This window comes from Novosphingobium sp. EMRT-2, from assembly GCF_005145025.1.
In the GTDB taxonomy this organism is placed as follows: Bacteria; Pseudomonadota; Alphaproteobacteria; order Sphingomonadales; family Sphingomonadaceae; genus Novosphingobium.
In genome coordinates this window covers 468,791-494,125 of sequence record NZ_CP039695.1, presented here as the reverse complement: position 1 = coordinate 494,125, position 25,335 = coordinate 468,791, and the positions used below count along the sequence as shown (strand labels likewise).

Below are 25,335 nucleotides of genomic sequence, written 5' to 3'. Positions count from 1 at the left end.
TTGCTGATGCGCCGCGCCGGAGCATGCGCCATTCTGACGGGAGTGCTCGTGCTGGCCGCCTGCACCCCGTCCAAGCTCGCCTATGGGCAGGTCAAGAGCGCGATGATGGATGCCGGACTGTCCGAAGCCAATTCGGCCTGCATGGCGACACGGATGACCGACCGGCTTTCACTTGGCCAGTTGCAGAAGCTGAAGCAGCTGAAGGGCGAAAAGCGTTCGCTGTTCGACTATGTCTCGGCGGTGCGCCGGGTGGGCGATGCTCAGGCGATCGAAGTGACGGCCAGTTCGGCTGCGCTGTGCGCGGTGGGGCTTGCGCCGGAAAAGCGCCGGTAGGGCGTTCCCTGGCGTGGGCGGGGCGAGGCACAATCCGCCGAATTCCGTGTCTCTCCCGCTGGACGGCGCGCGCGCCCTTTCGTAAGGCCGGGGCAGCGAGGGTGGTCGCAATCCCCGGGAGATCTGACTTTGCTTAAACTCGGCCTTATCGGCGGCATGAGCTGGGTTTCTACCCGCACCTACTACGAACACATCAACCGTCTCGTGCAGGCGAAGACGAGCAAGCTGGCGAGCGCGCCGCTGCTAATCGAAAGCCTCGATTTCACCGACCTTGTCCGGCTGTCCACGCCCGAACAGTGGAACCACGCGGCGGACGTGCTGACGGCCAGCGCGCAGCGGCTGGAGCAGGCCGGCGCCACCGCGATCCTGATCGGCGCCAATTCGATGCACAAGGTCTATGACAAGGTGGCCGGCGCGGTGCAGGTGCCGGTGATCCACATCGCCGACGTGGTGGGCCGGAAAATGCAGGCCAATGGCGTCAAGACGGCGGCGCTGATCGGCTCGCGCAACGTCATGATCGAAAGCTTCTATCGCAAGCGGCTGATCGAACATGGCGTGACGCTGCTGCCGCCGGTGATGGACAGCGTGGAGGAAGTGGACCGCATCATCTACGAGGAACTGATGCAGGGCCGCGCCACGCGATCGGCGGAGCGCACGTTCAAGACCATGATCACCAACATGGAGCGCGATGGCGCGCAGGCGATCGTGCTGGGCTGCACCGAATTGGACATGGTGATCGATGTCGATGCCAACGTGCTGCCTATCTACGACGGCACCGCGATTCATGCCGAAGCGGCGGTCGACTGGATACTGGGCGGGTAACCGGCTGCCGTGACCGCCCCGCGCGCGTCCTATGCCAGCGATCCGGCGCGGTCGCGCGGGCGGGAATACCCGCTCGAACCGTTGACCGCGCGCGGCCCGCGCAGCGAGTTCCAGCGCGACCGCGACCGGATCATCCATTCGATCGCGTTCCGCCGGCTGCGCCACAAGACGCAGGTGTTCATCGCGCCCGATGGCGATCATTACCGCGTGCGGCTGACGCACAGCCTGGAAGTGGCGCAGATCGGCCGCGTGATCGCGCGGACGCTGGGGCTGGACGAGGACCTGACCGAAGCGCTGTGCCTGGCGCACGACATCGGCCATCCGCCGTTCGGCCACGCGGGGGAGGACGCGCTGGAAGCCGCGATGGCGGACCATGGCGGGTTCGACCACAACGCTAACACGCTGCGCGTGCTGATGCGCATGGAAAGCCCCTATTGCGGGCACGAGGGGCTGAACCTTTCGTGGGAGCTGCTGGAGGGTCTGGCCAAGCACAACGGCCCCGTCCACGCACCGACCTGGGCGCTGGCCGAACTCGACGCCGCGTTTCCGCTCGAGCTGGGGCAGCGCGCCTCGCTGGAAGCGCAGGTGGCGGCGGTGGCGGACGACATCGCCTATGACAACCACGACATCGACGATGGCCTGCGCGCGGGCTTCCTGACGATCGACGAACTGCTGGAACTGCCCTCCATCGCGGACCAGTGGCGCTCCATCGAACGCCGCTTTCCCGGCGGGCAGCGCGATCGGCTGCAGCGCGAGCTGGTGCGCGGGCAGATCGGCCGCATGGTCAACGATGTGATCGCGGAAACGCGCCGGCGGCTGGCCGAAAGCGGCGCGGAATCGGTGGAGGACGTGCGCGCCGCGCCGCTTGCGCTGGCCGGCTTCTCTGCCGGGATGGCGGAGGAGGAGCGCGCGTTGAAGCGCTTCATGTACGACCGGCTCTATTACCACCCCGAACAGATCGCCACGGCCGAACGCGCGCGTTCCGTCATCGCCGCGCTATTCACCGCCTATGTCGAGGACCCGTCGCGGATGCCGGAAAGCTGGCGCGGGGGGATGCCCCAGGACGAGCCGGGCCGCAGCCGGCATGTCGCCGATTTCATTGCCGGAATGACCGACCGTTACGCCATTGACGCCTACGCGCGCCTGTTCGGAAGCGCCCCGGAGGGCCTGCGCAATGTCTGAAGAAACGCGCATCGCGCTGCTTGGGGCGACCGGGATGATCGGGCGGCAGGTGATGGAAAAGGCGGTGGGCCGGCGCGGCCAGCGGCTGATCGCCATCGCCCGGCGCGAAGTGCCGTTGCCTCCCGGCGCGCGCATGGAAATGCTGTTGTCCGATCCGGACTACTGGCCCGACGCCATCGCCGCGGCGCGCGCGGACGTGGCGGTGATCGCGCTCGGCACCACGATCCGCGCTGTGGGCGGCGACAGGGATGCGTTTCGCGCGGTGGATCACGATCTGGTGCTGACCTGCGCCCGCGCTGCGCGCGAGGCGGGTGTGCGGCAACTGATCGCGGTATCCTCGGTGGGCGCGCAATTGGCGTCGAAGAACTTCTACCTCTCCGTGAAAGGCGAGGTCGAGGATACGCTGGCGCGGCTGCATTTCGGCCGGCTCGACATTCTCCGTCCCGGGCTGCTGCGCGGGCGGCGCGAAGGGCCGCTGCGGGTGGGCGAACGCCTGGCGATGATCGCCAGCCCGGTGGCGGACCTGTGCTTGCACGGTTCGCTGCGCAAGTACCGCTCGATCCGCGCGTCCGTGGTGGCGGAGGCGATCCTGGGCCTTGCCGGGATCAAGCCTGACGGGCGCTTCGTGCACGAACACGACGCGATCCTGCGCGCTACGCGGCGGTAAAGCCGTTAGCCTGCCTTGCGGATAACTTGGACCGCAAAGGGTGACCACGCGGATTGACTTGGCCTTGCTGCGGCGCGAAATGGACAGGTCGCTGATCGCGCGGGAGAGTTCCTGCGATTCGTTCGTCGGATCGCGGGACGCCGAAGGAGCAACCGCCCCGGAATCTCTCAGGCTTCAGGACCGCGTTGGTCGATAGCGACGCTCTGGAAAGTGTCCTTGCCGCAAGGCGGGGGCCGCCGAAGGGGTAACCCTGCCAGTCCACACGGGCGGCGGGGGAAAGCTCTCAGGTTTCCGTGACAGAGGGGGCACCGATGGGTGCCAGACTGTGCGGAGATCGATTTTGTGAGCGACACATACAAAATTTCACCGGATGAAACCGGCGAGGCGCAAGCCGGACCGCTGACCTTGCCGCTCGATGGGTGGCATCGTGCGCGCGGCGGGCGCATGGTCGCGTTTGCCGGATACTGGATGCCCGTGCAGTACGAAGGCATCATCGCCGAACACCTGTGGACGCGCACGCACGCGGGGTTCTTCGACGTTTCGCACATGGGCCAGCTCTACATCGCGGGCGAAGGCGCCGAAGCCGCGATCGAGGCGGTGCTGCCGATCGACCTGTCCACCCTGCCGCTGGGCGGGGTGCGCTATTCGCTGCTGCTCGATGACAATGGCGGCATTCTGGATGACCTGATGGTCACGCGCTGGGGCAGCGGTTTCTATCTGGTGGTCAACGGCGCGACCAAGCACGATGACATCGCCCACCTGCGCGCGAGCCTGCCCGATGCCGTCTCGCTCACGCACCTGGCGGACAGCGCGCTGTTCGCGCTGCAAGGGCCGGAAGCCTTCGCCGCGCTCGCTCCGCTGGTCGGCGGTGAACACCCGCTTTCCGCTCTCAGCTTCATGCGTGGCGCCAGCTTCACGCTGGGTGGCGTGGAGGCCTGGATCAGCCGTTCGGGCTATACCGGTGAGGACGGGTTCGAGATCGCCGTGCCGGCCGAAAGCGCCTCCGTGATCGCGGATCTGATCTGCGCGCAGCCGCAGGTGAAGCCGATCGGCCTGGGCGCGCGCGATTCGCTGCGGCTCGAAGCCGGCCTGCCGCTCTACGGGCACGACATGACGCCGGACGTGGACCCGGTCAGCGCGGACCTGCTGTTCGGCATCAACAAGCGCCGGCGCGGCGACGGCGGTTTTCCCGGCGCGGATCGCATCCTGTCGCTGATCGATACCGGCAGCGTCACGCGCCGTGTCGGCCTGGTGCTCGAAGGCCGGATGGCCGCGCGCGAGGGCGCGAAAGTGCTGTGGGGCGAGGCCGAGGTCGGCAGCGTCACCTCCGGCGGCTTTTCGCCCAGCCTGGAGAAGCCCATCGCCATGGCCACCGTCGCCGCCGAACTTGCGCGGCCGGGCACCCAGCTCGTCATCGACGTGCGCGGCCGCAAGATCGCGGCCACCGTCACGCCCATGCCCTTCGTTCCCCACCGCTATCACCGCAAAGGAGCCGCCTGATGCCCCGCTATTTCACCCAGGATCACGAGTGGATCGACGTTGACGGCACCGACGCCACCGTCGGCATCACCGATTACGCGCAGAGCCAGCTGGGCGACATCACCTTCGTCGAGTTGCCGGCGGCGGGTTCGTCGGTGGCCAAGGGCGACAGCGCTTCGGTCGTGGATTCGGTCAAGGCCGCATCGGACGTCTATGCGCCCGTCTCCGGCACGGTGAGCGAGACCAACGCCGCGCTGGAAGACGAGCCGGAACTGGTCAACAGCGCCGCCGAAAGCGATGGCTGGCTGTGGCGGATGACGCTGTCCGACGCCGCCGAACTGGAAGGCCTGATGGACGAGGCCGCCTACAAGACCTACGTCGAGGGGCTTTGACCGGATGCGCTATCTTCCCCTGAGCGAAGGTGATCGCAGCGCCATGCTGTCGGTCATCGGCGCGGGCTCGATCGACGATCTGTTCGTCGACGTGCCCGCCGAAGCGCGGCAGGCGGGTCCGATCCCCGGCCTGCCGCTTCACGCCAGCGAAATGGCGGTGGAACGCCACATGGCGCGGCTCTCCGCCGAAAGCCTGACGGCGGGCGAAGCACCGTTCTTCCTGGGCGCGGGCGCCTATCGCCACCATGTGCCGGCCAGCGTCGACCACCTGATCCAGCGCGGCGAGTTCCTGACCGCCTACACGCCCTATCAGCCGGAAATCGCGCAGGGGACCTTGCAGGTGCTGTTCGAGTTCCAGACCCAGGTCGCGCGCCTGTTCGGGACCGACATCGCCAATGCCTCGCTCTACGACGGGTCGACCGCGAGCTGGGAAGGAATCACCATGGCGGGCCGCATCACGCGGCGGAAGAAGGCCGTGCTTTCGAGCGGCCTCCACCCGCACTACGTCGAGACCGCGCGCACCATGGCGCGCTTTACCGGCGATGCGCTGGTGACCTCTGCCCCGGTGCTGGCCGCAGCGGCGGATGACGACGCCGTGATCGCCGCGATCGACGCGGACACGGCCTGCGTCGTCGTGCAGTATCCCGACGTGCTTGGCCGCATTCCCGATCTCGCACGGATCGCCGTCGCCGCGCAGGCGCAGGGCGCGCTGCTGGTGGCGGTGGTGACCGAACCGGTCGCGCTGGGCTTGCTCGAAAGCCCCGGTGCCCTGGGCGCGGACATCGTCGTGGGGGAAGGGCAGTCGCTCGGCGTCGGTCTCCAGTTCGGTGGGCCGTACCTTGGCCTGTTCGGCTGCCGCGAGAAGTTCGTGCGCCAGATGCCCGGCCGCCTGTGCGGCGAAACCGTGGACGCCGAAGGTCGGCGTGGCTTCGTGCTGACGCTGTCGACGCGCGAACAGCACATCCGGCGCGAGAAGGCGACGAGCAACATCTGCACCAATTCCGGCCTCTGCGCGCTGGCGTTCTCGATCCATCTCAGCTTGCTGGGCGGCACCGGGCTGGAGCGCATGGCACACCTTAGCCATGCGCGCGCGCGCGCCACGGCGGATCGCCTGGCGCAAGTGCCGGGCGTGGAGATCGTCAACACCGCGTTCTTCAACGAATTCGCGGTGACCCTGCCGCGCGATGCCCGGCAGGTGGTGCGCGATCTGGCGGAGCGGAAGGTGCTGGGCGGCGTGTCGCTGGGCCGGCTCTATCCGGGCGAAACCGCGCTCGCCAATGGCCTGCTGGTCGCGGCCAGCGAATGCACGACGGCCGAAGACATCGACGCGCTTGGCACGGCGCTTGAGGAGGTGCTGGTATGAACGACCTCAATCCCGCGGGCTGGCGCCCGGCCATGTCCGCCGATCAGGGCGAGAGCGCGGCGGTGACGACTTTCACCGGCAACCGCGCGCTGCAGCTGGAGGAACCGCTGCTGTTCGAGATCGGCTCCGCCGACCGGTGCGGAGTCGATTTCGATGAAGCGCCCGACCTGCCCGACGCGCTGGGCGCGTTCCGGCGCAAGGCGTCGCTCGACCTGCCCGGTTTGTCCGAACCGGAAGCGGTGCGGCACTACACCCGCCTGTCGCGGCAGAACTACGCGATCGACCTGGGCCTCTTCCCGCTGGGAAGCTGCACGATGAAGCACAACCCGCGCCTGGACGAAAAGGTCGCGCGGATGGCGGGCTTTGCCGATGTCCACCCTTTGCAGCCGCAGCAGACGGTACAGGGCGCGCTCAAGGTCATCAACGAACTGGCCCACTGGCTGATCGCGCTGACCGGCATGCACGGGGTGGCGATGACGCCCAAGGCCGGCGCGCACGGCGAACTGTGCGGCCTGCTGTGCATCCGCGCGGCGCTGGAAGCGCGGGGTGACGCGCGCGAAGTGATCCTGGTGCCCGAAAGCGCACATGGCACCAATCCTGCCACGGCGGCGTTCGCCGGCTATCGCGTGGAGAACATCCCGGCGACCGAGGACGGCCGTGTCGACGTGGCGGCGCTGACCGCGCGGCTCGGGCCGGACGTGGCCGGGGTGATGATCACCAACCCCAACACCTGCGGCTTGTTCGAGCGCGAGTTGAAGACGATTGCCGATGCGGTCCATGCGGCCGGCGGCTATGTCTATTGCGACGGGGCGAACTTCAACGCCATCGTCGGGCGCGTGCGTCCGGGCGACCTTGGCGTCGATGCGATGCACATCAACCTGCACAAGACCTTCTCCACCCCGCACGGCGGGGGCGGGCCGGGTTCCGGCCCGGTCGTGCTGTCGGAAGCACTCGCACCTTATGGCCCGCTGCCGTTCACCGCGCGGCAGGCCGACGGTTCGGTGCGGCTGGTGGAGGAAGAGGACGCGCCCGGCATCCATCCTGAAGGCTTCGGCCGGATGTGCGCGTTCCATGGCCAGATGGGCATGTTCACGCGCGCACTTGCCTATATCCTGAGCCACGGCGCGGACGGGCTACGGCAGGTTTCGGGCGACGCGGTGCTCAACGCCAACTACGTGCTGCGCGGGCTTGAGGACGTGCTGGAAGCACCGTTCGGCGCAGCCGGCCCCTGCATGCACGAAGCGCTGTTCAGCGATGACGGTTTCGCGGAAGGGTTCTCCACGCTCGATCTCGCCAAGGGGCTTATCGACGAGGGCTTCCATCCGATGACGGTCTATTTCCCGCTGGTGTTTCACGGCGCGATGCTGGTCGAGCCGACCGAGACCGAAAGCAAGGCGGGGCTGGATCAGTTCATCGGCACGATGCGGTCGCTGGCCGAGCGCGCGCGCGAAGGCGATCCGTTATTGAAGAGCGCGCCGCACCTCGCGCCGCGCCGCCGGCTCGACGAAACGCTGGCCGCGCGCAAGCCGAAGCTGGTGTGGAAGGCCTGATCCGTATCCTTTGAGCGAAGGCCGCCGGAGTGATCGGCGGTCTTCGTCTTCAAAAGCCTTACTTGTGGATCACGTCGGAACCGGCCTGGCCGACCGATTCGATGTCGCGGCCGGCGCCCTTCACGGTGTTGCAGGCGGCGGTGCCCAGCACCAGGCCACCCAGGACCGTCGCGAGAACGATCTTGCGGATCATGGGAAATCTCCTCTCGTAAACAGCGGAACACCGCATTGGCGGTGGTGAACCGCTGGAACGATCGGAACGGCGGGTGGTTCCGCCGTGGGATTGGTTATGCGGTCAGCGCGTCGCCCGCGCGTTCGCGATGCAGCAGGTGCTCCCGCCAGGCGATGATCAGTCCGGCGGCGATCACGATGGGGGCGCCGATCCAGGTGGAGGCCGGGGGCAGATGGTCGAACACTAGCCAACCCCACAGCGTTGCCCAGGCAAAGGCGGAATAGTCCATGACGATCACGCTCGATACGCTGCCATAGCGAAGCGCGGCGGTGAGGAATATCTGGCCGATCAGGCCGGACAGGCCGATGCCGAACAGGATCAGCCAGTCCGTTGCGTCATGGTGGACGCCGGTGCGCAGCAGGAACAGGGCCAGCACCGGCGAGGTGAAGGCGGAGAACCAGAACACCACCGTCAGCGGTTGTTCGGTCCGTCCCAGATCGCGCAACTGGATGGCGATAACCGCGACCATGAACGCCGCGCCGACGCCCACGGCGATGCCGAACAGCGGCAGATGCGACTGGTTCGGACCCGTTATCACCAGAATGCCCGCCAGCCCGAGGAGCACGGCGGACCAGCGCACCCAGCCCACCGGCTCCTTAAGCACCACCGCCGCGAGGATCACCGCGAACATCGGCGCGGTGAAGCCCAGCACGGTGGATTCGGCCAGGGGTAGCAGGATCACCGCGCCCAGGGTCAGGAACATGCCCGTGCCGCCGAAGGCCGCGCGGCGGGCATGGACCCACAGCCGCTGCGTCTTGAGCACGGCAAGCTGGCCGCGCGCGGCAAGATAGCCGAGCAGGATCAGGCCGGGAAAGAACTGCCGCCAGAACAAGGTCTCCGGCAGGCTGACGCCGCGTGTGCCCGCCACCTTGACCAGCATCAGCATGACCGAAAGCGAAGCCATGGCGGCCAGGCGCAGCCCCAGCGCCAGGATCGGTCGGTTCATGCGGTCCATGCGCTTGCCCATAGGCGCACGGGGCTTGCGATCAAGCGCTTCGTTCCCATCTTCGGCGCATGGACGATGCGGTGACGATGGGTTCGATCGGGGTTGTGGCCATTCTGCTGGCGATGATCGCGTGGTGGGCCGACCGCCGGCGGTTGCGCCGCAGCGATCCCGACGCCGTCGGCTTCATGCCGTGGACGACGATCTACTTTCTGGCGATGATGATCGGCTGCGTCGCGCTCGGCGTGGCCGCGCGCGACTGGTTCCACACCATCTGAACAGACGGCAGCCGATCAAAGGCAGGCGTCGAGGTAGGCCTGGTCGAAGCCGAACTGGCGTGCCTTTTCCAGCGTGTAGGGGCGCAGGCCGGTCGAGCGGAATTCGCCGATGATCTTGCCGTCGTCGCTCTCGTCCAGATATTCGAACTTGAACAGTTCCTGCGTCACGATCACGTCGCCTTCCATGCCGATCACTTCGGTCACGTTGGTGGTGCGGCGCGAACCATCGCGCAGGCGCTTGACCTGCACGATCAGGTCCACCGATTCAGCGATCTGGCGGCTGATGGCTTCCTTCGGGATCTTGATGTCGCCCATCATGATCATGTTTTCCATACGGCCTAGGCATTCGCGCGGGCTGTTGGCGTGCAGCGTACACATCGAACCATCGTGGCCGGTGTTCATCGCGGCGAGCAGGTCGAAGCATTCGGCGCCACGGATTTCGCCCAGGATGATCCGGTCCGGGCGCATACGCAGCGCGTTCTTGACGAGATCGCCGATGGTGATGGCGCCCTGACCTTCCAGGTTCGGCGGGCGGGTTTCCAGCGGCAGCCAGTGCGGCTGCTGCAGGCGCAGTTCGGCCGCGTCCTCGATCGTCAGCACGCGTTCGCCCGGATCGATCATCTTCGACAGGGCGTTGAGCATGGTCGTCTTACCCGAACCGGTACCGCCCGAGATCACGATGTTCATGCGGCACGCGCCCGCGACTTTCAGCGCGGTGCACATCTTGTCCGACATCGAACCGAAATCGCGCAGCATGTCGAGCGTGATCGGCTTTTCGGAAAACTTACGGATCGAGATGGCGGTGCCGCGCAAGCTGAGCGGCGGCACGATCACGTTGACGCGGCTGCCGTCCTTCAGGCGGGCGTCGGCCAGCGGCGTGGTCTGGTCGACGCGGCGGCCCACCTGGTTGACGATGCGCTGCGCGATCTGGAACAGGTGGCTTTCATCGCGGAACCGGATCGGCGCGATGGTCAGCTTGCCCTTCTTTTCGATGTAGGTCTGTTCCGGGCCGTTGACCATGATGTCGGTCACGTCAGGATCGTTGAGCAGTTCTTCCAGCGGACCGAAGCCCAGCAGTTCGTCGATCAGCACCTTTTCCAGCGCGAACTGTTCGCGCCGGTTGAGCGTGACTTTCAGTTCCGCCAGCACTTCCATGATGATCGGGCGGAATTCCTCGGACAGTTCGTCCTTGGTCAACGTGGCGGCGGCTTCGGGATCGACGCGTTCGAGCAGGCGCGGCAGCACCTGTTCCTTGATCTTGTGGACCGAGGCTTCGAAGCCTTCGGCCTGATAAGTGCTTTCGTGGACGCCGTTGACGCGATCGGCAAGGCGCGTCATCGCATCCGCCTTCATCGGGTTCTGCGGCGCGGCGCTTTCGGATTCGGCAGGAAGGGGCGGGAACTGCTGGCCACCGACCGGCGGCTGGCTCGCTGGCGCGGGCTGGCCCGCGGGAGCTTGTTCGCCAGCCCGCATGGGCCGCGCGACACCGAAGGAAGGCCGCATGGAACCGCCGCCGCCAAGTCCGTTCTTTCGCCCAAAAGCGCTCATTAAATAGATCCCGTCTTGCGACCCCTTCCGGAAAATGGAGGAAGAAGGTCACCAGTCCTTATGCAAACGCGGTGAATAATCGGGAAACGTTCAGGAATTCCTAACTACGTGGCAGGGCTGGAGGCAAAGGGTTGGCCGGGCCGTTGCAGCGGGGGTGATGTGCCCTGCTTGCGGGAAGCGCCTTGCCTACCACGTAAAGCCCGAAGGATTCACCGTCGTACCCGGCCGGAATCTCGGCGATCTGTTCAACGAAGGAGGGACGATGTGGAAGGTAGCGGTCCGTCAAGAGGTAGAAGCGACCATCGCTTTTCATCTTGCGGGCCAGATCGCGGTAGAGACCATCGGGCTGCTCGGTCCGCTTGCTGGTCCGGTGGTTCCAGCGCACGAAATCCTGCACGCAGGAATCGCTCGTACGCTCGAAAAGAATGCCCGTGAGCGCGGATACGCCTTGCGCACTCGACTGGGGAAAAGTCATCCAGTCCTTGTCCCGCAATCCAAGGCGGTCAATCTCCCGCGCTGCCGCCTCGGCGTTGTGGAACGGCATGGCGAAGGCGATCGTGGATGTGGCCAGGCCACAGGCCGATAGCAGGAGCAACCAACTACGAAAGCCGATCGAGGGCATGCCTTTGCCTGCCGCGGCGTGTCGCCACGTCAACATTATCAGGAGCAAAGCAATCAGCATCAGATGCCGGATGGCGAGGGGATAGACCGCGATGCTGAATGCCCACGTCAGCGCCATCATGCCGCCGATCAGCAAAGCATCGTCCCGCCGTCCCCTGGTTTCCCGCCAACATACCGCCATGAACGCCCCAAGCGCCAGGCCGCCGAGCAGCAGGGGCGGCGGCGAATTCCATTCGGGTTTGAAAGCTATTCCCTGCCAAGGCAACCCAAGGCTGGAAAGATTGGACGCCCAGATCGCAGTGCCGAGCAGCACGCCCTTGCTTCCCAGCGCCGGTACGATGTCGGGCATCGGCCGCACCGTCCAAGCCGAGACCATGCCGCTGATGCCCCATATCGCGGCCGGGACATAAGCCAACCGCCCTTCGCGCCAGCGCAGATAGACCAACGCTATTGAAATGACGCCGAACAGGAAATCGCACAGTGGAAGCAATGCGATAAACAACCACGACCACTGACCTCTGCGCCATAAGGAGATCGCCAATATGGCGAACGCGCAACCCATCGTCATGCTGCGCGAGATGGTCAGAAATTCGAAAAGGACCAGTTCGGATGTCGCCAGCATGAGCCGGTCGAGCCGCCGGAAAGGGGAAGCAAAAAGGATCGCGCCTTGCGTCATGCCCGCAAAAACGGCTGCCGCCGCAGGTAGCGCCAGGAACGGGTTGCCCAACAACGCTGCAAGGCTTCGCAACACCAGGTACCAAAGGGGCGGATGCCCTTCGTACCGGAGATTGTGCAGCAATTCCGTCAGCGTGGGGGACTGCACGGCGATCTGGAGCGCCTGCCATTCATCGAGCCATGGTCGGTGGCGGAACACCAGGGTGAACTGGAGCGCCAGGGTGGCCGTCGCGGCCATCGCCCACGCCCCGTCGCGCGCGAAAACGCGATCCAGCCTTTCGAACAGCGCAACCATGTACTTCTCTGCCCGCGCACGGCGGTTGTCTGGCTGGCCCTGCACGTGTTGCGTTCGCGGTTCGGCAAAAGAGGTGTGCAACATTCGCCCCCCAATAATCCGCCGGTTTCCTTGCATTTTACGATTAGCATCGGGTTAACGTTATATGATCGTCCCAGTTAACGGCTCCATATCCTTTACCCGCTAAAGGAGGATTGTATGAGGACAGCACCCCCGCCGGGCCGGATCGAGGCAATCCAGGCTTTACGCGCTATCGCGGCGGTGCTGGTCGTGATGGTTCATGCCATCAACGTGGATGATGAACGAACGGACTGGGGGCGCAGCCTTCTGGGCGCGTGGCCGCCGCTCAACGATTTCGGCGGGATCGGGGTGGACGTGTTCTTTGTGCTTTCGGGTTTCGTGATGGCCTCGACCGTTGCGAGCAGACGGGGATTGACCGCGCGCCATTTTCTGAATGATCGTTTCGTCAGAGTCGTGCCGGTCTATTGGCTGGCCGGGGCATGCTACCTGTTCACGATGTGGCTCGTCGGTCGCCCAATCTATATCAACGAGGTGCTGCTGGGGGTTACGGTCCTCCCGCTGTTCGATGCACGGCAGTTCGAGCTGCCGGTCCTGCTGGTGGGATGGTCGCTTGCTTACGAGATGGCATTCTATTGCGTGGTGGCGATCTCCATCCGGCTGAAGCGTGGAAGCGAAGGATCGCTCCACCTGCTATTGGCCGCTGTGCTGCTTCTGACCTCGTGGGGGAGCATTTCACAGCCGGCGCATTACCTGCTTGCCATTTTCATCAACCCGATATGGTTCGAGTTCGGCTTCGGCATTCTCGTGTACATGCTTTGGGTGCGTTGCGCCGGACGCATTCCGGACAGGCTCGGCTGGATCGCGGCTGCAGTTGGCCTGTCGGGCTTTGCGTATGCGCTGGTGGCCGGCGTGCCCTTCCTCTCGCCGCCGGTCTATCTCGTCGACGGACATTCCGCGCTTCCGCGGGCATTGCTGTGGGGCCTGCCCGCGGCTGCATCGGTCCTGACGCTGATGTGGTGGAGCACCAGAAGTGACATGGCCGGGCGTCTGAACCGGTCCAAAGCATGGGGAGCGCTGTTGGCACTCGGCGATGCCTCTTACATGCTCTATCTTGTGCACATGTTCGTGATCATTCCGGGACAGGTCCTTTTGCCGACGATCGCCAGAGGTGTGGACCTGTTTCTGATCGGTGAAGTGCTACTCTGTTGCGGTATCGCCATTCTGTTTCATCAGATGATTGAAAGGCCAATGCTTAAAGCTTTGCGTGGTCCGAAAATTGCGGCAAAGCCGCGTCCTGCTTCAGTGGAGGTGCACGCCTGAAGGCGCCTCCCGGGAATGCTGGGGGATGATTTGCGCGGGCGGGAAAGATCTGGGCTGGTTTTCGCGCTTGCCGGTTTCGCGCTGCTTTCCGTCGGGGATGCGGTCGTCAAGTCGATGGCCGGGTTGTGGCCTGGGCTGGCGATCGCGGCTTTGCGCTATGTGGCGGGCACGATCGGGCTGGGCGTGGTGCTGGCCTCGCGCGAGGGGCGGGCCGGGTTCTGCATGGCGCGGCCGGGCTGGCAATTTCTGCGGGGTTGCGGCGTGGCCACGTCTGCCATGGCGTTCTTCACCGCGCTGCTGCTGATGCCGATGGCGACCGCCACCGCGATCTCTTTCACCAGCCCGATGATTACCGGGCTGCTTGCCGCGCTGATCCTGCGCGAGCCGATGCGGCGGGCGACGTGGATCGCCAGCGCGTTCGCCTTTGCGGGCGTGCTGATCGTGCTGCGGCCCAATCTTGCGACGCTGGGCGTGGTGGCGTTCCTGCCGCTGCTTTCGGCCACGGGCATGGCGCTGCTGATGATCGGCAATCGCGCGGTAGTGGGCCATGCCAGCGCGCTGGCGATGCAGTTCAGCGTCGCGTTCTTCGCCACGCTGATCCTGGTGCCGGCCGCGATCATCGGCCATTTCAGCGGTGTGCCGATGCTGCATGTGGGTATGCCGGAAGGAAGCGTGGTGGCGCGTTCCGTGCTCATCGCCTGCAGTGCGACCCTGGCGCACACGCTGGTCTATATGGCGACCACCCGCGCCGGCGCGGCGACGATCGCGCCGATGACCTATGTTCAACTGCTGATGGCCGGCTTCTTCGGATGGCTGCTGTTCCGCGAACGCCCGGATGCGACCGCACTGTTCGGTGCGGGGATCATCGTCGCGGCAGGGTTGTATCTGTGGAACGCGGGTCGGGCCGAAGCGCCTCCGTGATCGGGCAGGTGAGCGAAGCCACGCCCTGCTGCTGGTTGTGCGAACGGCCGCTGGGGCGCCGGATCGAATGGCATCACCCGGTGCCGAAAAGCCGGGGCGGGCGCGAGACCGTGGCCGTCCATCCGATCTGCCACCGCACGCTGCACGCCCAGTTCGGCAACGGGGAACTCGCGCGCATTGGCCATGATGCCGACACGCTGCGTGCCCATCCGGTGATCGCGAAATTCGTAGCATGGGTTTCGGGCAAGCCGCCCGATTTTCACGCGCCCACGGCAAAACGGCGTTAGAGGATATCCAGCAGCGGCTTCAGGCTGTCCAACAACACGGCCGGCCGGTCGCGCTCGGGCAGAGCGTCGCTCTTGGCCATGATCCCCGTGGCCATGCCGACCGAGAGCGCCCCCACGGCATTGGCCATCCGCATTTCCAATGCCGGATCGTCGCCGACCACCACCATGTGTTTCGCCGCGCTTTTCGGCAGGCCCATCAGCAGGCGCGCGGTATCGAACGCCACGCGCGAAGGCTTGCCCAGGATGCGCGGGCGCTTGCCGGTCATCGCGGTCAGCATCGCGTTGATCGGATAGCTGGCGCCGATGGCGCGGCCGTTGGCCGTGGCAAAGAACGGCACGTTGCTGGCGGTCAGCAGCCTTGCGCCCTTCCACAGCGAATCGCAGGCGGCTTCTAGCGCCGCAAAATCGAACTCGCGGAACCAGCCGGTATAGACCGCTTCCACCCCCTCGGCCGCCTCGTCCGGCCCAACCACAGCCAGTCCAGCGTCATCGAGCGGCGCGCGGCATCCGGCGTTGCCCAGCACGCGAACCTTGCCCACGCCGGAGCGCTTGAGCCAGTCCGCAGTGGACGAGGAGGGCGTGAGCATCCGCGCGTCCTCCACCGGAAATCCGGCCTTGCGCAGCGATGCGGCGTAGGCGGCAGGCGGTTTGGCCGTGCCGTTGGTGAAGACCACATAGGGCGTGCCCCGTGCCTTCAGCGCCTCGAGAAGCGCTATCGCGTGGGGTAGCGCCTTGTGCCCGCCGCTGGCGGCATCGCCCAGCGCGATCGTTCCGTCCATGTCGAACACGAAGCCGGCGGCATCGCGCAGGCGGGCGGATATGTCCTTCGACACAGTCATGCGGCGGCTCCGGCATGGAGGGCGAGGCGGAAGCCCGGCCGTTCGATCACGATGTCGCGCGCCTGCGGCTGCGCGGCGAGCTTGCGCAGCAATGCGAGCATCGGTGCGGCCTGCGGCGTGTATCCGGCGCGGGAACGCCCCGCCGCCTGCATGGCATCGACCTGTTCGGGCGGCATTACCGCGCGGAGCAGGAACTCCTCGTCGGACAGATGCACGCCGAACTGGCGGCGCAAGTCGGCGAGCGCGGGGAAGGTGGGCTCGTGTTCCAGTTCGCGTGCGCGGGGCCGGTCCATGATCGCCGCCAGGACCTGCGGATCGATGGGCGATGTCGGTTTGCCGAACTTGCCCAGGCAATAGCGGACCACCTGATCGGAAACCTGCGCATAGCGGCGGTCGCCGATCACGTTGAACAGCGCCTGGCTCATGACCATCTGCGGGAAGGGCGTGACCATGATCGGATAGCCCAGCTCCGCGCGCACCTGCTCGGTTTCCGCGATAACCGCGCCCAGCCTGTCGGACAGGCCGAGTTCGTCGAGCTGGCGCGCGGTGGTGGTCATCACCCCGCCGGCGATCTGGTGGCGCAGGAAGCTGGCATCGAAGTTCTGCGGCTGACCCGGGGGGAGGCCTTCTGCAGCGGCAAGGCGCGTCCAGTATTGCGTGAGCCTGCCGAGCGCGGCCTTGTCGATGGCCACCGCGTGCCCCGCTTCCTCCAGGTTTGCCAGCATCCGGTTGGCTTCGGGCAGCGAAGACCCGTCGCCACCCGGTCCGATGCCGACATGGATCGCGGACACGCCAAGCTTGGCCGCTTCCAAGCTCGAGAGCATCCCCTGTCCGATCGTGGTATGGGCATGGATCTCCAGCGGACGGTTGCCGATCGCGGCCTTGATCGCTGGCACCAGCGTGCGCGCGCGGTCCACCGAGAGCAGTCCGGACGGGTCCTTGATATAGAACAGATCGATATCGGCGCTCTGGCCCACGGCGCGGGCGAAATCGGCGTAGAAGGCATCGGTGTGAATGTTCGAGAGCGTGAAGGTCAGCGCGCACATGACCTCCGCTTCGCCTTCCTGCTTCACCAGCCGGGCGGCCTCGATCACCGCGGGCACCTCGTGCATCGGATCGAGCAGCACGAAACGACCGATCCCGTCGCGCTGGAGCTGGCGATAGACCAGCCGCATGAACTCCGGGTCGGCTTGCTGCCAGGCGATGAAGCGCAGGCCGGTGGTGATGAACTGCAGGGGCGTGGTGGGCATCGCCGCGTGCATCCGGCGGATACGCTCCCACGGGTTGTCGCGGAAATAGCGCACGGCCACGGCCATGTGGCTGGATGAGGTGAAATCGATCGCGCGGAAGCCGCAGGCTTCGGTCAGCGCGGCGGCGGCCAGCATCTGCGCGGTATCGAGGCCAGTTGCCCCCCACAGGCTCTGGTTGCCATCGCGCATGGTGACGTCGACGAGACGCAGTTCGGTCATTGCCCCGGCCCTCCGGAAAGCCCCACAAGAAATCCCGTGTCGACGCCGCCTGCCATGAAGCGGGGATCGGCCACGATGCGGCGGTGCAGCGATGCGGTGGTGGGCAATCCGTCGATCGCCAGCGCGGACAAGGCATCCGTCATGCGGTCCACCGCTTCGGCCCGCGTGGCGCCGTGGACGATCAGCTTGCCCATCAGCGAATCGTAGAACGGCGGGATTTCCCCTCCGTCGGCGATGTGCGTGTCCACGCGGATGCCCGGTCCCGCCGGCCAGGCCGCCCGCATGGCGCGACCGGGGGAGGGACGGAAATCGGCGTCCGGGTCCTCGGCGTTGATGCGCACCTCGATGGCATGGCCTTCGGGGCGCACCATGGCCTGCGTCAGCCCCAGCGGCTTGCCGGCGGCGACGAGCAACTGCTGCTCCACCAGATCGATGCCGGTGATCGCTTCGGTCACCGGATGCTCGACCTGGATGCGCGCGTTCAGTTCCAGGAAGTAGAACGAGAAATCGTCGGCATCGACCAGGAACTCGGCCGTGCCCGCGCCCCGGTATCCGAGATGGCGGGCAAGGCGCACGGCCGCGTCCTCGATCGCCGCGCGCGCGGCTTCGGGCATGGCGGGGGCGGGGGCTTCCTCCACGAGCTTCTGGAACCGCCGCTGGATCGAGCAATCGCGCGTGCCGAGGTGGAGCGCGGTTTGCCCGTCGCCCAGCAGTTGCACTTCGACGTGGCGGCCGCGCGCGACGAAGCGCTCGACATAGACCGCCGGATTGCCGAACGCCGCTTGCGCCTCGGCGCGGGCCATCGCCAGCGCGCTGTCGAGGTCTTCGGCGCGGTCGACCCGGCGCATGCCCTTGCCGCCACCGCCGGAAACGGCCTTCAGCAGCAGGGGAAAGCCGGTTTCCGCGACACGGGCCTGCACGGCCTCGGCGGTTTCCGCTTCGCCGCCGGGCAGCACGGGCAGGCCGGCTTCCAGCGCCAGCCGGCGCGCGGCGAGCTTGTCGCCCATGCCCTCCAGCGTGGCGATGTCCGGCCCGACGAAGCGCATGCCCGCCTCGGCCACGGCCCGCGCGAACGCGGCGTTCTCCGACAGGAAACCGTATCCGGGATGGACCGCATCGCACCCCGCATCGCGCGCGGCGGATACCACCCGATCGATTACGAGATAGCTTTGTGACGAAGGCGCCGGCCCGATCACGACCGCTTCGTCCGCAAGGCGGGCGGGCAGCGAAGAAGCGTCCGCTTCGGACACGCCCAGTACCGTCGCGATGCCCATGCGGCGCGCGGTGCGGATCACGCGCAGCGCGATCTCGCCACGATTGGCGATGAACAGCTTGCGGATCATGCCAGCCGCACGAGCGCCTGGCCCTTCGCGACCATCGTCGCGTTGGGCACGATCACTTCGGAGACGATGCCGCGACGGCCGGCGTGGACCGGGTTCATCAGCTTCATCGTCTCGACGATCCCGACCACCGTCTCGGCATCGACGCTGTCGCCCGGCTGGACGAACGGCGGCGCGCCCGGTTGTGGCGCGTGGTAGAACGTGCCGGGCAGGGGCGCGAGGATGGCTTGGGGGTCGCTTTCGACCCCGGCTGCTTCGCCGGCTTCGGCTTCGCCCGCGCCCGTCGCGCCGGCCCACTGCCATTCCTGGGTGAAACCGGATTGTGCGCCATCGCCGCGCGCCACGCGCAAGCGGAAACGGTTGGTCGCGATATCGACTTCGCGATAGCCGGAGCTTTCGAGGATAGCGACGATCTCGGCCACGTCCTCGGCGGTAAGGGGCAGGTCTTCGGTCATTTGGCTTCCAGAAGTTCACGCGCGGCGGCGATGATGGCGTCGGCAAACGCTTCGTCGTTGAAATGCGCGTCGATGACGGTGACGGGCGCGCTAGCCGGCATCACCTGTTGCAGATAATCGGCGAACGGCGCGGGCACCGTGGTGTCCATCAGGTGCCCGCTGGTGCTGTCGTGGCTGGAGAAGCCGCCCAGCGGGGTGAACACGCGCACTGGTCCCTTCGCCTCGCGCACGTTGGCGGCAAGATGATCCGCCACCTTGCGCAAATCCTCCAGCTTGGTCCGGACGGCGGTGAGCTGCGGGTTGTGCTCGTGATAGCGCCGGTCGGGGAACTGCACGCGCGAAACGTCGATCGGGCCGCCGATAATGAAATCGGCGTTGCCCGGCGCGATGATCGTGGGAATGCCCTTGCGCAGGGCGGGGCGGCCGCGATCGGGGCCGGTATCGGCAAGGCCGCCGAACAGGTGGTCAATGATCTCGGTGACCGAAAGGTCGAGCACCAGCGCCACGTCCTTGTCTTGCGCCAGCGCATCGAGCGTGGGGCCGCCCGCACCCGAGGAATGGAACACCATGACTTCGCAGCCATCGGCTTCCAGCGCCTGCCGGATGCGGCGCGTGCCCGCTTCGGTGGTGCCCAGCGTGGTCATCAGCACCAGCGGGCGCTCCGGCCCCTTGTCGCGGTCATAACCCTTGGCCATGCCGGCCACGGCGAAGGCGGCGTTGCGGAACACGTCGCGGCTGATCGTATTGATGCCGGCGATGTCGGTCACCGCGTTCATCATCGCGATGTCCTTCACGCCCATGTACGGCTTGGTAAAGCCCGAGGCCATCGTGGAGACGATCAGCTTGGGCAGCCCATAGGGAAAGCTCTGCATCAGCGCGCCGGCCAGCGCCGACCCCATCGAACCGCCGATGGCGAGAATGCCCGAGATCGGGTCTTTCGCATCCCACGCATGGGCGGCTGCGACCGCGCCGCGAATCATCGCGTCCTGGCAATGCCCTTCGTGGCCCAGCCCGCGTATGGCCTCGATCGTCGTACCGGCGGCCATGGCCACGTCTTCGGGCGAAATCTCCGCACCGCCCACGGTGCGCCGTACGCTGGGGTCGAGATGGACCACGCGCACGCCTGCTTCTTCCAGCGCGGCCCGCGCGAAGCGGGCCTCCTCTTCCTTGGTATCCTGCGTGATAATCAGCAGGACGCTTGGCTTGTTGTCCATCTTGCCGTCCATTGTGGCCCCCTGGGGCGTGTCTCCCGCCTTAAAGCTGCGACAGCGCGATTGACTTTGCACGATGGTTTGGCGACTTTGCGTTGCATAAGGTGAAACAGGGATGATGCTGGAACGGAAGGTCAAGACCGTCCGGGCGCTTGAACGCGGTCTGGACGTGTTGCTCGAAGTGCAGGCGCGCAAAGCGGCCAGCCTGCACGAATTGCATCAGGCGCTTGGCTTGCCCAAGGCCACTTTGCTGCGCATGCTGATGACGCTGGGCCGCAAGGGACTGATCTGGCAGCGCCTTGCCGACGGCGCCTATCTGCCGCACGCCTTCACCGCGACGGCGGCCCCGGTCGCGTCGGCGGAGCGCATCGCCGAAGTCGCCTCGCAGCACATGAAGGCGCTCAGCACGCGGATCGCCTGGCCTTCGGTCCTGGCCGTGCCGCGGCTCGATCACATGGAGATCATCGAGACCAATGGGCCGCTGTTCCGACTCGATTCGGCCGTGCTGGGGCCGGTAGGGGTAAAGCTGTCCTATATCCACACCGCGACGGGCCGGGCCTATCTGGCGGCGTGCGGCGAGGCCGAGCGCGAGGCGATCATCGCGCGGCTTCGACCGAAGGAAACGAGCGAGGGGACCGAAGAGGATCTGCGGCACATCCTGCAGCAGACGCGCGAACGCGGCCACGCCTCGCGCGAGCCGCTGCATCCGTGGCCCGACCGGTCGCGGCAACTGGTGCTGCGCGATGGCCGCCGGTCGATGGCGGTGCCAATCATCGTTGAAGGCACGCCTGTCGCGGCGATCAACGTGACGTGGCCGGCGCGGCGGGGAGCGGAAGAGGTCGTGATCACGCGCAATCTTGAAGCGTTGCGCCGTACCGCGCGGATCATCGGGCTCGCGATTGAAGGGAAGGACAAATAAGTTTCGTACAGTGAAATCCGTTTGCGTTGCTGATTAATTACTCCAGCCGCTTCGGCGAGACTACTTGGCGGGAGAGGAAAGCACGATGCGGCAGTGGGTGATCGAGAAGGGTTCTTCTTCGCTTGACGGGCTAAAGCTCGTCGAGGCGGAAAAGCCCGTGCCCGGGCCGGGCGAAGTGCTCGTCCGGGTCAGGGCCTGTTCGCTGAACTATCGCGACCAGATCATTCCGCTGGGACTTTACATGGGCGGCGCGGTCGATCGCGACACGGTTCCCCTGTCCGATGGCGCGGGCGAGGTGGAGGCGGTCGGCCCCGGCGTGACCAGCGTTCGTGCCGGTGATCGCGTCTCCGGCACGTTTTTCCAGAACTGGGCCGACGGGCCGCCCAATCCGCAGGCCGGTCCCGCGCTTGGCGCGCCCCCGGCAACGGGCATGCTTCAGGACTACGTGGTCCTGCCCGAACGCGGCGTGGTGCCGTTGGCGCAAAGCCTTAGCTTCGAGGAGGCGGCCTGCCTGCCCTGCGCCGGCGTGACCGCGTGGAACGCGCTGATGGAAGGGCCGCGTCCGGTGCAGGCCGGTGAAAGCGTGCTGGTGTTGGGTACCGGCGGCGTATCGCTGCTGGCGCTCCAGATCGTCAAGGCAGCCGGCGCGCGCGTGATCGCCACCTCGTCTTCCGACGAGAAGCTGGATCGGGTTCGCGCGCTGGGGGCGACCGACGGGATCAACTACCGCGCAACGCCCGCCTGGGGCGCGGAAGCGGCGCGGCTGGCGGGCGGTGGCGTGGATCACGTCGTCGAGGTTGGCGGCGCCGGCACACTGGCGCAGAGCATCCAGGCGGTGGGTTTCGCGGGCGAAATCGCGTTGATCGGCGTGCTGACGCGCGAAGGCGATACCAGTCCGCACGGGCTGATGTTCAAGGGCGCCACGCTGCGCGGCATTTTCGTGGGGTCGCGCGGCATGGCCCAGCGGCTCAACGCCTTTATCGACCAGCACGCGATCAAGCCGGTGATCGACCGGACGTTCCCGATCGAGCAGGCGCGCGATGCCTGGAGGTATCAGGGATCGGCCGGGCTGTTCGGCAAGGTGGTGATTACGCTCTGAACGGGCGCTGACGCAGCGGACCTCCGCCGGGAAAGACGGTGGCCGCGACAGGGAAGGGGACGGGTGTTCCGCCGGCGATCCGGTGGAAACGCCCGTGCATGAAGGAAGCATGGGCATGACGAAACTAGGGTTCGGGCAGCCATTCGGCGGGATCATGCAGACGGCGTTCGTCGTCGCGGACATCCGCGCGTCGATCGATCATTTCATACGCGATTGCGGGGCTGGCCCGTTCTTCCTGCTCGACCATTTTCTGGCGCCGGACCAGTTCTACCGGGGCGAGCCCTCGCGCGCCGATGTCACCATCGCGATGGGCTTTGCCGGGCATATGCAGATCGAACTGATCCAGCCGCTCGACGATCATCCCTCGGTCTATCGCGAGACGATCGAGGAGCGGGGCTATGGCTTCCATCATTTTGGAATCGCCTGCGCCGATGTGGACGCGGAGCTGCCGGGATACCTCGAACGCGCCTATCGCCTGGCCTTCCGTGCCGCCGTGCCCACCGGGGGCGCTGTCGCCTATCTGGAAGGCGGAGACGTGGCCGCGCCGGGGTTTCTCGAACTGATCCCGGCCACGCCCGGCATGGACGAGCATTTCACGCGGTTCTGGAAAGCCTCTTTGGACTGGGACGGCGCCGATCCGGTGCGCCCGTTCCTCTGAGGATGCCGGGCATGAACTTGCGCGCTGATCCTGATGGTCTGCGCGCCAATGCAAGAGAGGAGAGGGCACGCGGCCTAACAGGAAAGGGAAATTGGCGTGATTGCCGGATAAGAGAACGGGAGAACAGCATGCGCGACGGCCAGATGAAAGATGCCGGGAAGGCGGCCGCTGGAACGGTGGCTGGAGGGGGATACCAGGTCTGGGTCACCGCGCTGCTCAGCCTCAATTTCGGCATTCTGTTTTTCGACCGCAACGCGCTCAACTTCCTGATGCCGTTCGTGCAGCCGGACCTGCACCTGTCGAACACGCAGGTCGGCATGTTCAGCTCGGCGCTCTCGCTCACCTGGGCGCTTTCGGGCCTCGCGGTCGGCCGCATTTCCGACCGGCTCGGTTCGCGCAAGCCGGTGGTCGTGGTCGCGACGCTGGCGTTCTGCCTGTGCTCGTTCGTTTCGGGCATGGCGTCCTCGTTCATGATGCTGCTGGGTGCGCGCCTGCTGATGGGCGCGGCCGAAGGCGGGGTGATGCCGGTCAGCCATTCGATGATCGTCAGCGAAGTGGCGCCCGAACGGCGCGGGCTGGCGATGGGCGTGGCGCAGAACCTTGGTTCCAACCTGCTGGGATCGGGCCTCGCGCCGATCCTGCTCGTCCCCGTGGCGATGGCGGTGGGCTGGCGCGGCGGGTTCTATCTCGCCGCCGCGCCCGGCCTGATCACCGCGGCGCTGATCTGGTTCACGCTGCGCGAACCGCCGGCGCCTGCGGACGATGGCGATCATCCCCGCGTCACGCTGCGCGAGGCGTTCGCGCACCGCAACGTGGTGCTCTGCGCAGTAATCTCGGTGCTGCTGGTCTCCTACCTTGTCGTGTGCTGGGCGTTCATGCCGCTGTTCCTGACCAAGCATCGCGGGTTCGCGCCCGAGACGATGAGCTGGCTGATGGCCACGCTGGGCATTTCCGCCGGGATCGGCAGCTTCGTGGTACCGGCGATTTCCGATGCCATCGGCCGCCGCCCGGTAATGATCTTCTTCGCCTTTCTGGGCGTGATCCTGCCTTTGGGTGGACTGTATTACAACGGATCGCCCTGGATCCTGGCCGCGATCTTCTTCTTCGGGTGGGGGCTGAACGGCCTGTTCCCGATGTTCATGGCGACGATCCCTTCGGAATCGGTCGACCCGCGCCTTACCGCCACGCTGACCGGCGTGGTCATGGGCACGGGCGAGGTTCTGGGCGGCGTGCTGAGCCCTTTCCTGGCCGGCACGCTGGCCGACGGGTGGGGCCTTTCGGCGCCGCTGTGGCTGATGCTTGTCCTGACCATCCTTGCGGGCCTGTGCGCGCTGGGGCTGGTCGAATCCGCGCCGCGCATCGTCGCGCGGCGCAGCGGCGCCGTCGGTGCGGCGGCTTTGACCTGAACGGAGGGGGCGATGGGGGCAATCGAGAAGTTCGCGACAACGGGCATCGCGCCCACACAGCGATTGCGGTACTGGAACGATCTTGTCGACCGGATCTACGCCGGCACGTTCGTCAACACCCCCGGCGAGGAGTTCCGGGGGGAGATGTGGAGCTGGACCGTCGGCGATCTCGCCATGATCCGTCCCCGCTCGACGCAGTCGTTCGTGGGGCGGCGAGGCATCGACAGCGCCGAGGAACGGGTGATCCTGCACCTGCAATGCCGGGGCAAAAGCCGCCACATGCAGGACGGCGAGGAAAGCCTGCTCCAGCCTGGCGATTTCGTGCTGGGGTCGGCACACCGGCCCTATTCCATCGAACTGACCGGGCACGAGCTGCTGGTGGTGGAGTTTCCCCGCGCGCCGCTGGTTGAACGCTTTCCGGGGCTTGACGACCTGATGCGGCAAAGGCTGCACGGCGGCACGCCCGGCGGGCGCGTGTTCCACGATTTTCTGCTGTCGCTGTGGCAGCTTGGCGATCAGAGCCAGCAGGATCCGGAATGGGAGCGCGGCGTCACCTCGGTGTTCTACGATCTCTTCGCTCTCGCCATGCGGGGCGCGAAGCGACCGGCCGAAGATCGCGCCAACGATCACGTTCTGCGCGAACGCGTGCTGTCGGTGGTCGAAGCCAGCCTGGGCGATCCGGCACTGCGCACGGTGATGCTGGCGCAGACGTGCAACACCTCCGTCCGCACCATCCAGAACCTGTTTGCCGGAATGGGCACCACGCCCACGGCCTACATTCTCGAACGCCGCTTGCGTCGCGCGGCGGACCGGCTTGTTTCCACGCCGGATGCCAGCATCACCGACATCGCCTTCGAACTGGGCTTCAACGACAGCGCCTATTTCGCGCGCTGTTTTCGCCAGCACTTCGGCGTCGCGCCGCGCGAATGGAGGGCAACGCGCTGAATAGCGCCGAAGGATTTGCGTTTCCGTCCTGATCGCCCTGCGCACCAGTGCAAGCAGGCGAACAG

The 25,335-nt window shown here is 66.4% G+C and carries 26 protein-coding genes and 2 riboswitches; of the genes, 17 read left to right on the top strand and 9 right to left on the bottom strand.

Features of this window, described 5'->3' with window-relative positions; translation table 11 throughout:
* Window positions 1–6: 6 nt before the first annotated feature.
* From FA702_RS02570 to gcvPB, 8 genes are all read left to right on the top strand, one after another.
* A complete protein-coding gene (locus FA702_RS02570) occupies window positions 7–333 on the top strand; it encodes a hypothetical protein (protein ID WP_136954891.1) in 327 nt (108 codons plus the stop codon).
* Between the two features lie 129 nt (window positions 334–462).
* Window positions 463–1,155 carry an aspartate/glutamate racemase family protein gene (locus FA702_RS02565; RefSeq protein WP_136954890.1) on the top strand — a complete coding sequence of 231 codons (693 nt, stop codon included), beginning with the start codon at window positions 463–465 and terminating at the stop codon, window positions 1,153–1,155.
* Window positions 1,156–1,164: 9 nt separating this feature from the next.
* Complete coding sequence (locus FA702_RS02560; RefSeq protein ID WP_136954889.1) at window positions 1,165–2,337, top strand: deoxyguanosinetriphosphate triphosphohydrolase; 1,173 nt, start codon at window positions 1,165–1,167, stop codon at window positions 2,335–2,337.
* The gene (locus FA702_RS02555) at window positions 2,330–3,004 is read left to right on the top strand and encodes an NAD(P)H-binding protein (protein WP_136954888.1); all 675 of its coding nucleotides are present in this window, start codon (window positions 2,330–2,332) and stop codon (window positions 3,002–3,004) included. Before FA702_RS02560 ends, FA702_RS02555 begins: the two co-directional genes overlap by 8 nt.
* A 90-nt stretch (window positions 3,005–3,094) precedes the next feature.
* Window positions 3,095–3,197: riboswitch (glycine riboswitch) on the top strand.
* Window positions 3,198–3,314, top strand: a riboswitch (glycine riboswitch).
* A gap of 32 nt (window positions 3,315–3,346) precedes the next feature.
* Window positions 3,347–4,504 carry a glycine cleavage system aminomethyltransferase GcvT gene (gene gcvT, locus FA702_RS02550; RefSeq protein WP_136954887.1) on the top strand — a complete coding sequence of 386 codons (1,158 nt, stop codon included), beginning with the start codon at window positions 3,347–3,349 and terminating at the stop codon, window positions 4,502–4,504.
* Window positions 4,504–4,875, top strand: a complete 372-nt coding sequence (gcvH, locus tag FA702_RS02545; protein ID WP_136954886.1) for a glycine cleavage system protein GcvH — start codon at window positions 4,504–4,506, stop codon at window positions 4,873–4,875. Before gcvT ends, gcvH begins: the two co-directional genes overlap by 1 nt.
* 4 nt (window positions 4,876–4,879) lie before the next feature.
* On the top strand, window positions 4,880–6,238 hold the full coding sequence (gene gcvPA / locus FA702_RS02540) for an aminomethyl-transferring glycine dehydrogenase subunit GcvPA (protein ID WP_136954885.1): 1,359 nt from the start codon (window positions 4,880–4,882) through the stop codon (window positions 6,236–6,238).
* A complete protein-coding gene (gene gcvPB / locus FA702_RS02535; protein WP_136954884.1) occupies window positions 6,235–7,788 on the top strand; it encodes an aminomethyl-transferring glycine dehydrogenase subunit GcvPB in 1,554 nt (517 codons plus the stop codon). Before gcvPA ends, gcvPB begins: the two co-directional genes overlap by 4 nt.
* A gap of 58 nt (window positions 7,789–7,846) precedes the next feature.
* On the opposite strand, the gene FA702_RS02530 is transcribed toward gcvPB, so the two are convergent.
* Window positions 7,847–7,981 (bottom strand): entericidin A/B family lipoprotein, encoded by a 135-nt coding sequence (locus FA702_RS02530; RefSeq protein ID WP_136954883.1) that lies wholly within the window; start codon window positions 7,979–7,981, stop codon window positions 7,847–7,849.
* 94 nt (window positions 7,982–8,075) lie between these two features.
* Window positions 8,076–8,966, bottom strand: coding sequence for a DMT family transporter (locus FA702_RS02525; RefSeq protein WP_255504686.1), 891 nt, complete (start codon window positions 8,964–8,966; stop codon window positions 8,076–8,078).
* Window positions 8,967–9,034: 68 nt separating this feature from the next.
* Here FA702_RS02525 and FA702_RS02520 point away from each other — a divergent pair, with 68 nt between their 5' ends.
* Window positions 9,035–9,241, top strand: coding sequence for a hypothetical protein (locus FA702_RS02520; protein WP_136954881.1), 207 nt, complete (start codon window positions 9,035–9,037; stop codon window positions 9,239–9,241).
* A gap of 15 nt (window positions 9,242–9,256) precedes the next feature.
* On the opposite strand, the gene FA702_RS02515 is transcribed toward FA702_RS02520, so the two are convergent.
* Both FA702_RS02515 and FA702_RS02510 read right to left on the bottom strand, forming a co-directional pair.
* Window positions 9,257–10,789 carry a CpaF family protein gene (locus FA702_RS02515; protein WP_136954880.1) on the bottom strand — a complete coding sequence of 511 codons (1,533 nt, stop codon included), beginning with the start codon at window positions 10,787–10,789 and terminating at the stop codon, window positions 9,257–9,259.
* A 100-nt stretch (window positions 10,790–10,889) separates the two neighbouring features.
* Window positions 10,890–12,380: a hypothetical protein gene (locus FA702_RS02510; RefSeq protein WP_136954879.1), complete on the bottom strand. Its 1,491-nt coding sequence runs from the start codon at window positions 12,378–12,380 to the stop codon at window positions 10,890–10,892.
* A gap of 198 nt (window positions 12,381–12,578) precedes the next feature.
* Between FA702_RS02510 and FA702_RS02505 the strand changes: the two genes are divergently transcribed.
* Genes FA702_RS02505 through FA702_RS02495 form a run of 3 tightly spaced genes read left to right on the top strand, consistent with a single transcriptional unit; the run spans window position 12,579 to window position 14,929 of the window.
* Window positions 12,579–13,721 (top strand): acyltransferase, encoded by a 1,143-nt coding sequence (locus tag FA702_RS02505; protein ID WP_136954878.1) that lies wholly within the window; start codon window positions 12,579–12,581, stop codon window positions 13,719–13,721.
* 15 nt (window positions 13,722–13,736) lie between these two features.
* Window positions 13,737–14,642 carry a DMT family transporter gene (locus FA702_RS02500; RefSeq protein WP_255504685.1) on the top strand — a complete coding sequence of 302 codons (906 nt, stop codon included), beginning with the start codon at window positions 13,737–13,739 and terminating at the stop codon, window positions 14,640–14,642.
* Window positions 14,639–14,929 carry an HNH endonuclease gene (locus FA702_RS02495; RefSeq protein ID WP_370385494.1) on the top strand — a complete coding sequence of 97 codons (291 nt, stop codon included), beginning with the start codon at window positions 14,639–14,641 and terminating at the stop codon, window positions 14,927–14,929. The genes FA702_RS02500 and FA702_RS02495 overlap by 4 nt, the downstream gene beginning before the upstream one ends.
* Here FA702_RS02495 and FA702_RS02490 read toward each other — a convergent pair.
* Genes FA702_RS02490 through FA702_RS02470 form a run of 5 tightly spaced genes read right to left on the bottom strand, consistent with a single transcriptional unit; the run spans window position 14,926 to window position 20,258 of the window.
* Window positions 14,926–15,768: an HAD-IIA family hydrolase gene (locus FA702_RS02490; protein WP_136954877.1), complete on the bottom strand. Its 843-nt coding sequence runs from the start codon at window positions 15,766–15,768 to the stop codon at window positions 14,926–14,928. The two genes, FA702_RS02495 and FA702_RS02490, sit on opposite strands and share 4 nt — an antisense overlap.
* Window positions 15,765–17,237: a biotin carboxyl carrier protein gene (locus tag FA702_RS02485; RefSeq protein WP_136954876.1), complete on the bottom strand. Its 1,473-nt coding sequence runs from the start codon at window positions 17,235–17,237 to the stop codon at window positions 15,765–15,767. Before FA702_RS02485 ends, FA702_RS02490 begins: the two co-directional genes overlap by 4 nt.
* The gene (locus tag FA702_RS02480; protein ID WP_136954875.1) at window positions 17,234–18,580 is read right to left on the bottom strand and encodes an acetyl/propionyl/methylcrotonyl-CoA carboxylase subunit alpha; all 1,347 of its coding nucleotides are present in this window, start codon (window positions 18,578–18,580) and stop codon (window positions 17,234–17,236) included. The genes FA702_RS02485 and FA702_RS02480 overlap by 4 nt, the downstream gene beginning before the upstream one ends.
* Complete coding sequence (locus FA702_RS02475; protein ID WP_136954874.1) at window positions 18,577–19,032, bottom strand: biotin/lipoyl-containing protein; 456 nt, start codon at window positions 19,030–19,032, stop codon at window positions 18,577–18,579. Before FA702_RS02475 ends, FA702_RS02480 begins: the two co-directional genes overlap by 4 nt.
* Window positions 19,029–20,258, bottom strand: coding sequence for a Tm-1-like ATP-binding domain-containing protein (locus FA702_RS02470; RefSeq protein ID WP_255504684.1), 1,230 nt, complete (start codon window positions 20,256–20,258; stop codon window positions 19,029–19,031). Before FA702_RS02470 ends, FA702_RS02475 begins: the two co-directional genes overlap by 4 nt.
* 100 nt (window positions 20,259–20,358) lie before the next feature.
* Here FA702_RS02470 and FA702_RS02465 point away from each other — a divergent pair, with 100 nt between their 5' ends.
* From FA702_RS02465 to FA702_RS02445, 5 genes are all read left to right on the top strand, one after another.
* Window positions 20,359–21,162, top strand: a complete 804-nt coding sequence (locus FA702_RS02465) for a helix-turn-helix domain-containing protein (protein ID WP_255504683.1) — start codon at window positions 20,359–20,361, stop codon at window positions 21,160–21,162.
* An 85-nt stretch (window positions 21,163–21,247) separates the two neighbouring features.
* On the top strand, window positions 21,248–22,261 hold the full coding sequence (locus tag FA702_RS02460) for an NAD(P)-dependent alcohol dehydrogenase (protein WP_136954873.1): 1,014 nt from the start codon (window positions 21,248–21,250) through the stop codon (window positions 22,259–22,261).
* Between the two features lie 115 nt (window positions 22,262–22,376).
* The gene (locus tag FA702_RS02455; protein WP_136954872.1) at window positions 22,377–22,919 is read left to right on the top strand and encodes a VOC family protein; all 543 of its coding nucleotides are present in this window, start codon (window positions 22,377–22,379) and stop codon (window positions 22,917–22,919) included.
* A 128-nt stretch (window positions 22,920–23,047) separates the two neighbouring features.
* The gene (locus FA702_RS02450) at window positions 23,048–24,325 is read left to right on the top strand and encodes an MFS transporter (protein WP_136954871.1); all 1,278 of its coding nucleotides are present in this window, start codon (window positions 23,048–23,050) and stop codon (window positions 24,323–24,325) included.
* A 12-nt stretch (window positions 24,326–24,337) separates the two neighbouring features.
* Window positions 24,338–25,270: a helix-turn-helix domain-containing protein gene (locus FA702_RS02445; RefSeq protein ID WP_136954870.1), complete on the top strand. Its 933-nt coding sequence runs from the start codon at window positions 24,338–24,340 to the stop codon at window positions 25,268–25,270.
* Window positions 25,271–25,335 lie beyond the last annotated feature (65 nt).

Coding starts and splice junctions, on each gene's coding strand:
- FA702_RS02570 (WP_136954891.1), top strand. CDS start 7: ATGCGCCGCGCCGGAGCATGCGCCATTCTGACGGGAGTGCTCGTGCTG.
- FA702_RS02555 (WP_136954888.1), top strand. CDS start 2,330: ATGTCTGAAGAAACGCGCATCGCGCTGCTTGGGGCGACCGGGATGATC.
- gcvH (WP_136954886.1), top strand. CDS start 4,504: ATGCCCCGCTATTTCACCCAGGATCACGAGTGGATCGACGTTGACGGC.
- gcvPA (WP_136954885.1), top strand. CDS start 4,880: ATGCGCTATCTTCCCCTGAGCGAAGGTGATCGCAGCGCCATGCTGTCG.
- gcvPB (WP_136954884.1), top strand. CDS start 6,235: ATGAACGACCTCAATCCCGCGGGCTGGCGCCCGGCCATGTCCGCCGAT.
- FA702_RS02530 (WP_136954883.1), bottom strand. CDS start 7,981: ATGATCCGCAAGATCGTTCTCGCGACGGTCCTGGGTGGCCTGGTGCTG.
- FA702_RS02525 (WP_255504686.1), bottom strand. CDS start 8,966: ATGAACCGACCGATCCTGGCGCTGGGGCTGCGCCTGGCCGCCATGGCT.
- FA702_RS02520 (WP_136954881.1), top strand. CDS start 9,035: ATGGACGATGCGGTGACGATGGGTTCGATCGGGGTTGTGGCCATTCTG.
- FA702_RS02515 (WP_136954880.1), bottom strand. CDS start 10,789: ATGAGCGCTTTTGGGCGAAAGAACGGACTTGGCGGCGGCGGTTCCATG.
- FA702_RS02510 (WP_136954879.1), bottom strand. CDS start 12,380: ATGGTTGCGCTGTTCGAAAGGCTGGATCGCGTTTTCGCGCGCGACGGG.
- FA702_RS02505 (WP_136954878.1), top strand. CDS start 12,579: ATGAGGACAGCACCCCCGCCGGGCCGGATCGAGGCAATCCAGGCTTTA.
- FA702_RS02500 (WP_255504685.1), top strand. CDS start 13,737: ATGCTGGGGGATGATTTGCGCGGGCGGGAAAGATCTGGGCTGGTTTTC.
- FA702_RS02490 (WP_136954877.1), bottom strand. CDS start 15,768: ATGACTGTGTCGAAGGACATATCCGCCCGCCTGCGCGATGCCGCCGGC.
- FA702_RS02485 (WP_136954876.1), bottom strand. CDS start 17,237: ATGACCGAACTGCGTCTCGTCGACGTCACCATGCGCGATGGCAACCAG.
- FA702_RS02480 (WP_136954875.1), bottom strand. CDS start 18,580: ATGATCCGCAAGCTGTTCATCGCCAATCGTGGCGAGATCGCGCTGCGC.
- FA702_RS02475 (WP_136954874.1), bottom strand. CDS start 19,032: ATGACCGAAGACCTGCCCCTTACCGCCGAGGACGTGGCCGAGATCGTC.
- FA702_RS02470 (WP_255504684.1), bottom strand. CDS start 20,258: ATGGACGGCAAGATGGACAACAAGCCAAGCGTCCTGCTGATTATCACG.
- FA702_RS02465 (WP_255504683.1), top strand. CDS start 20,359: ATGATGCTGGAACGGAAGGTCAAGACCGTCCGGGCGCTTGAACGCGGT.
- FA702_RS02460 (WP_136954873.1), top strand. CDS start 21,248: ATGCGGCAGTGGGTGATCGAGAAGGGTTCTTCTTCGCTTGACGGGCTA.
- FA702_RS02455 (WP_136954872.1), top strand. CDS start 22,377: ATGACGAAACTAGGGTTCGGGCAGCCATTCGGCGGGATCATGCAGACG.
- FA702_RS02450 (WP_136954871.1), top strand. CDS start 23,048: ATGCGCGACGGCCAGATGAAAGATGCCGGGAAGGCGGCCGCTGGAACG.
- FA702_RS02445 (WP_136954870.1), top strand. CDS start 24,338: ATGGGGGCAATCGAGAAGTTCGCGACAACGGGCATCGCGCCCACACAG.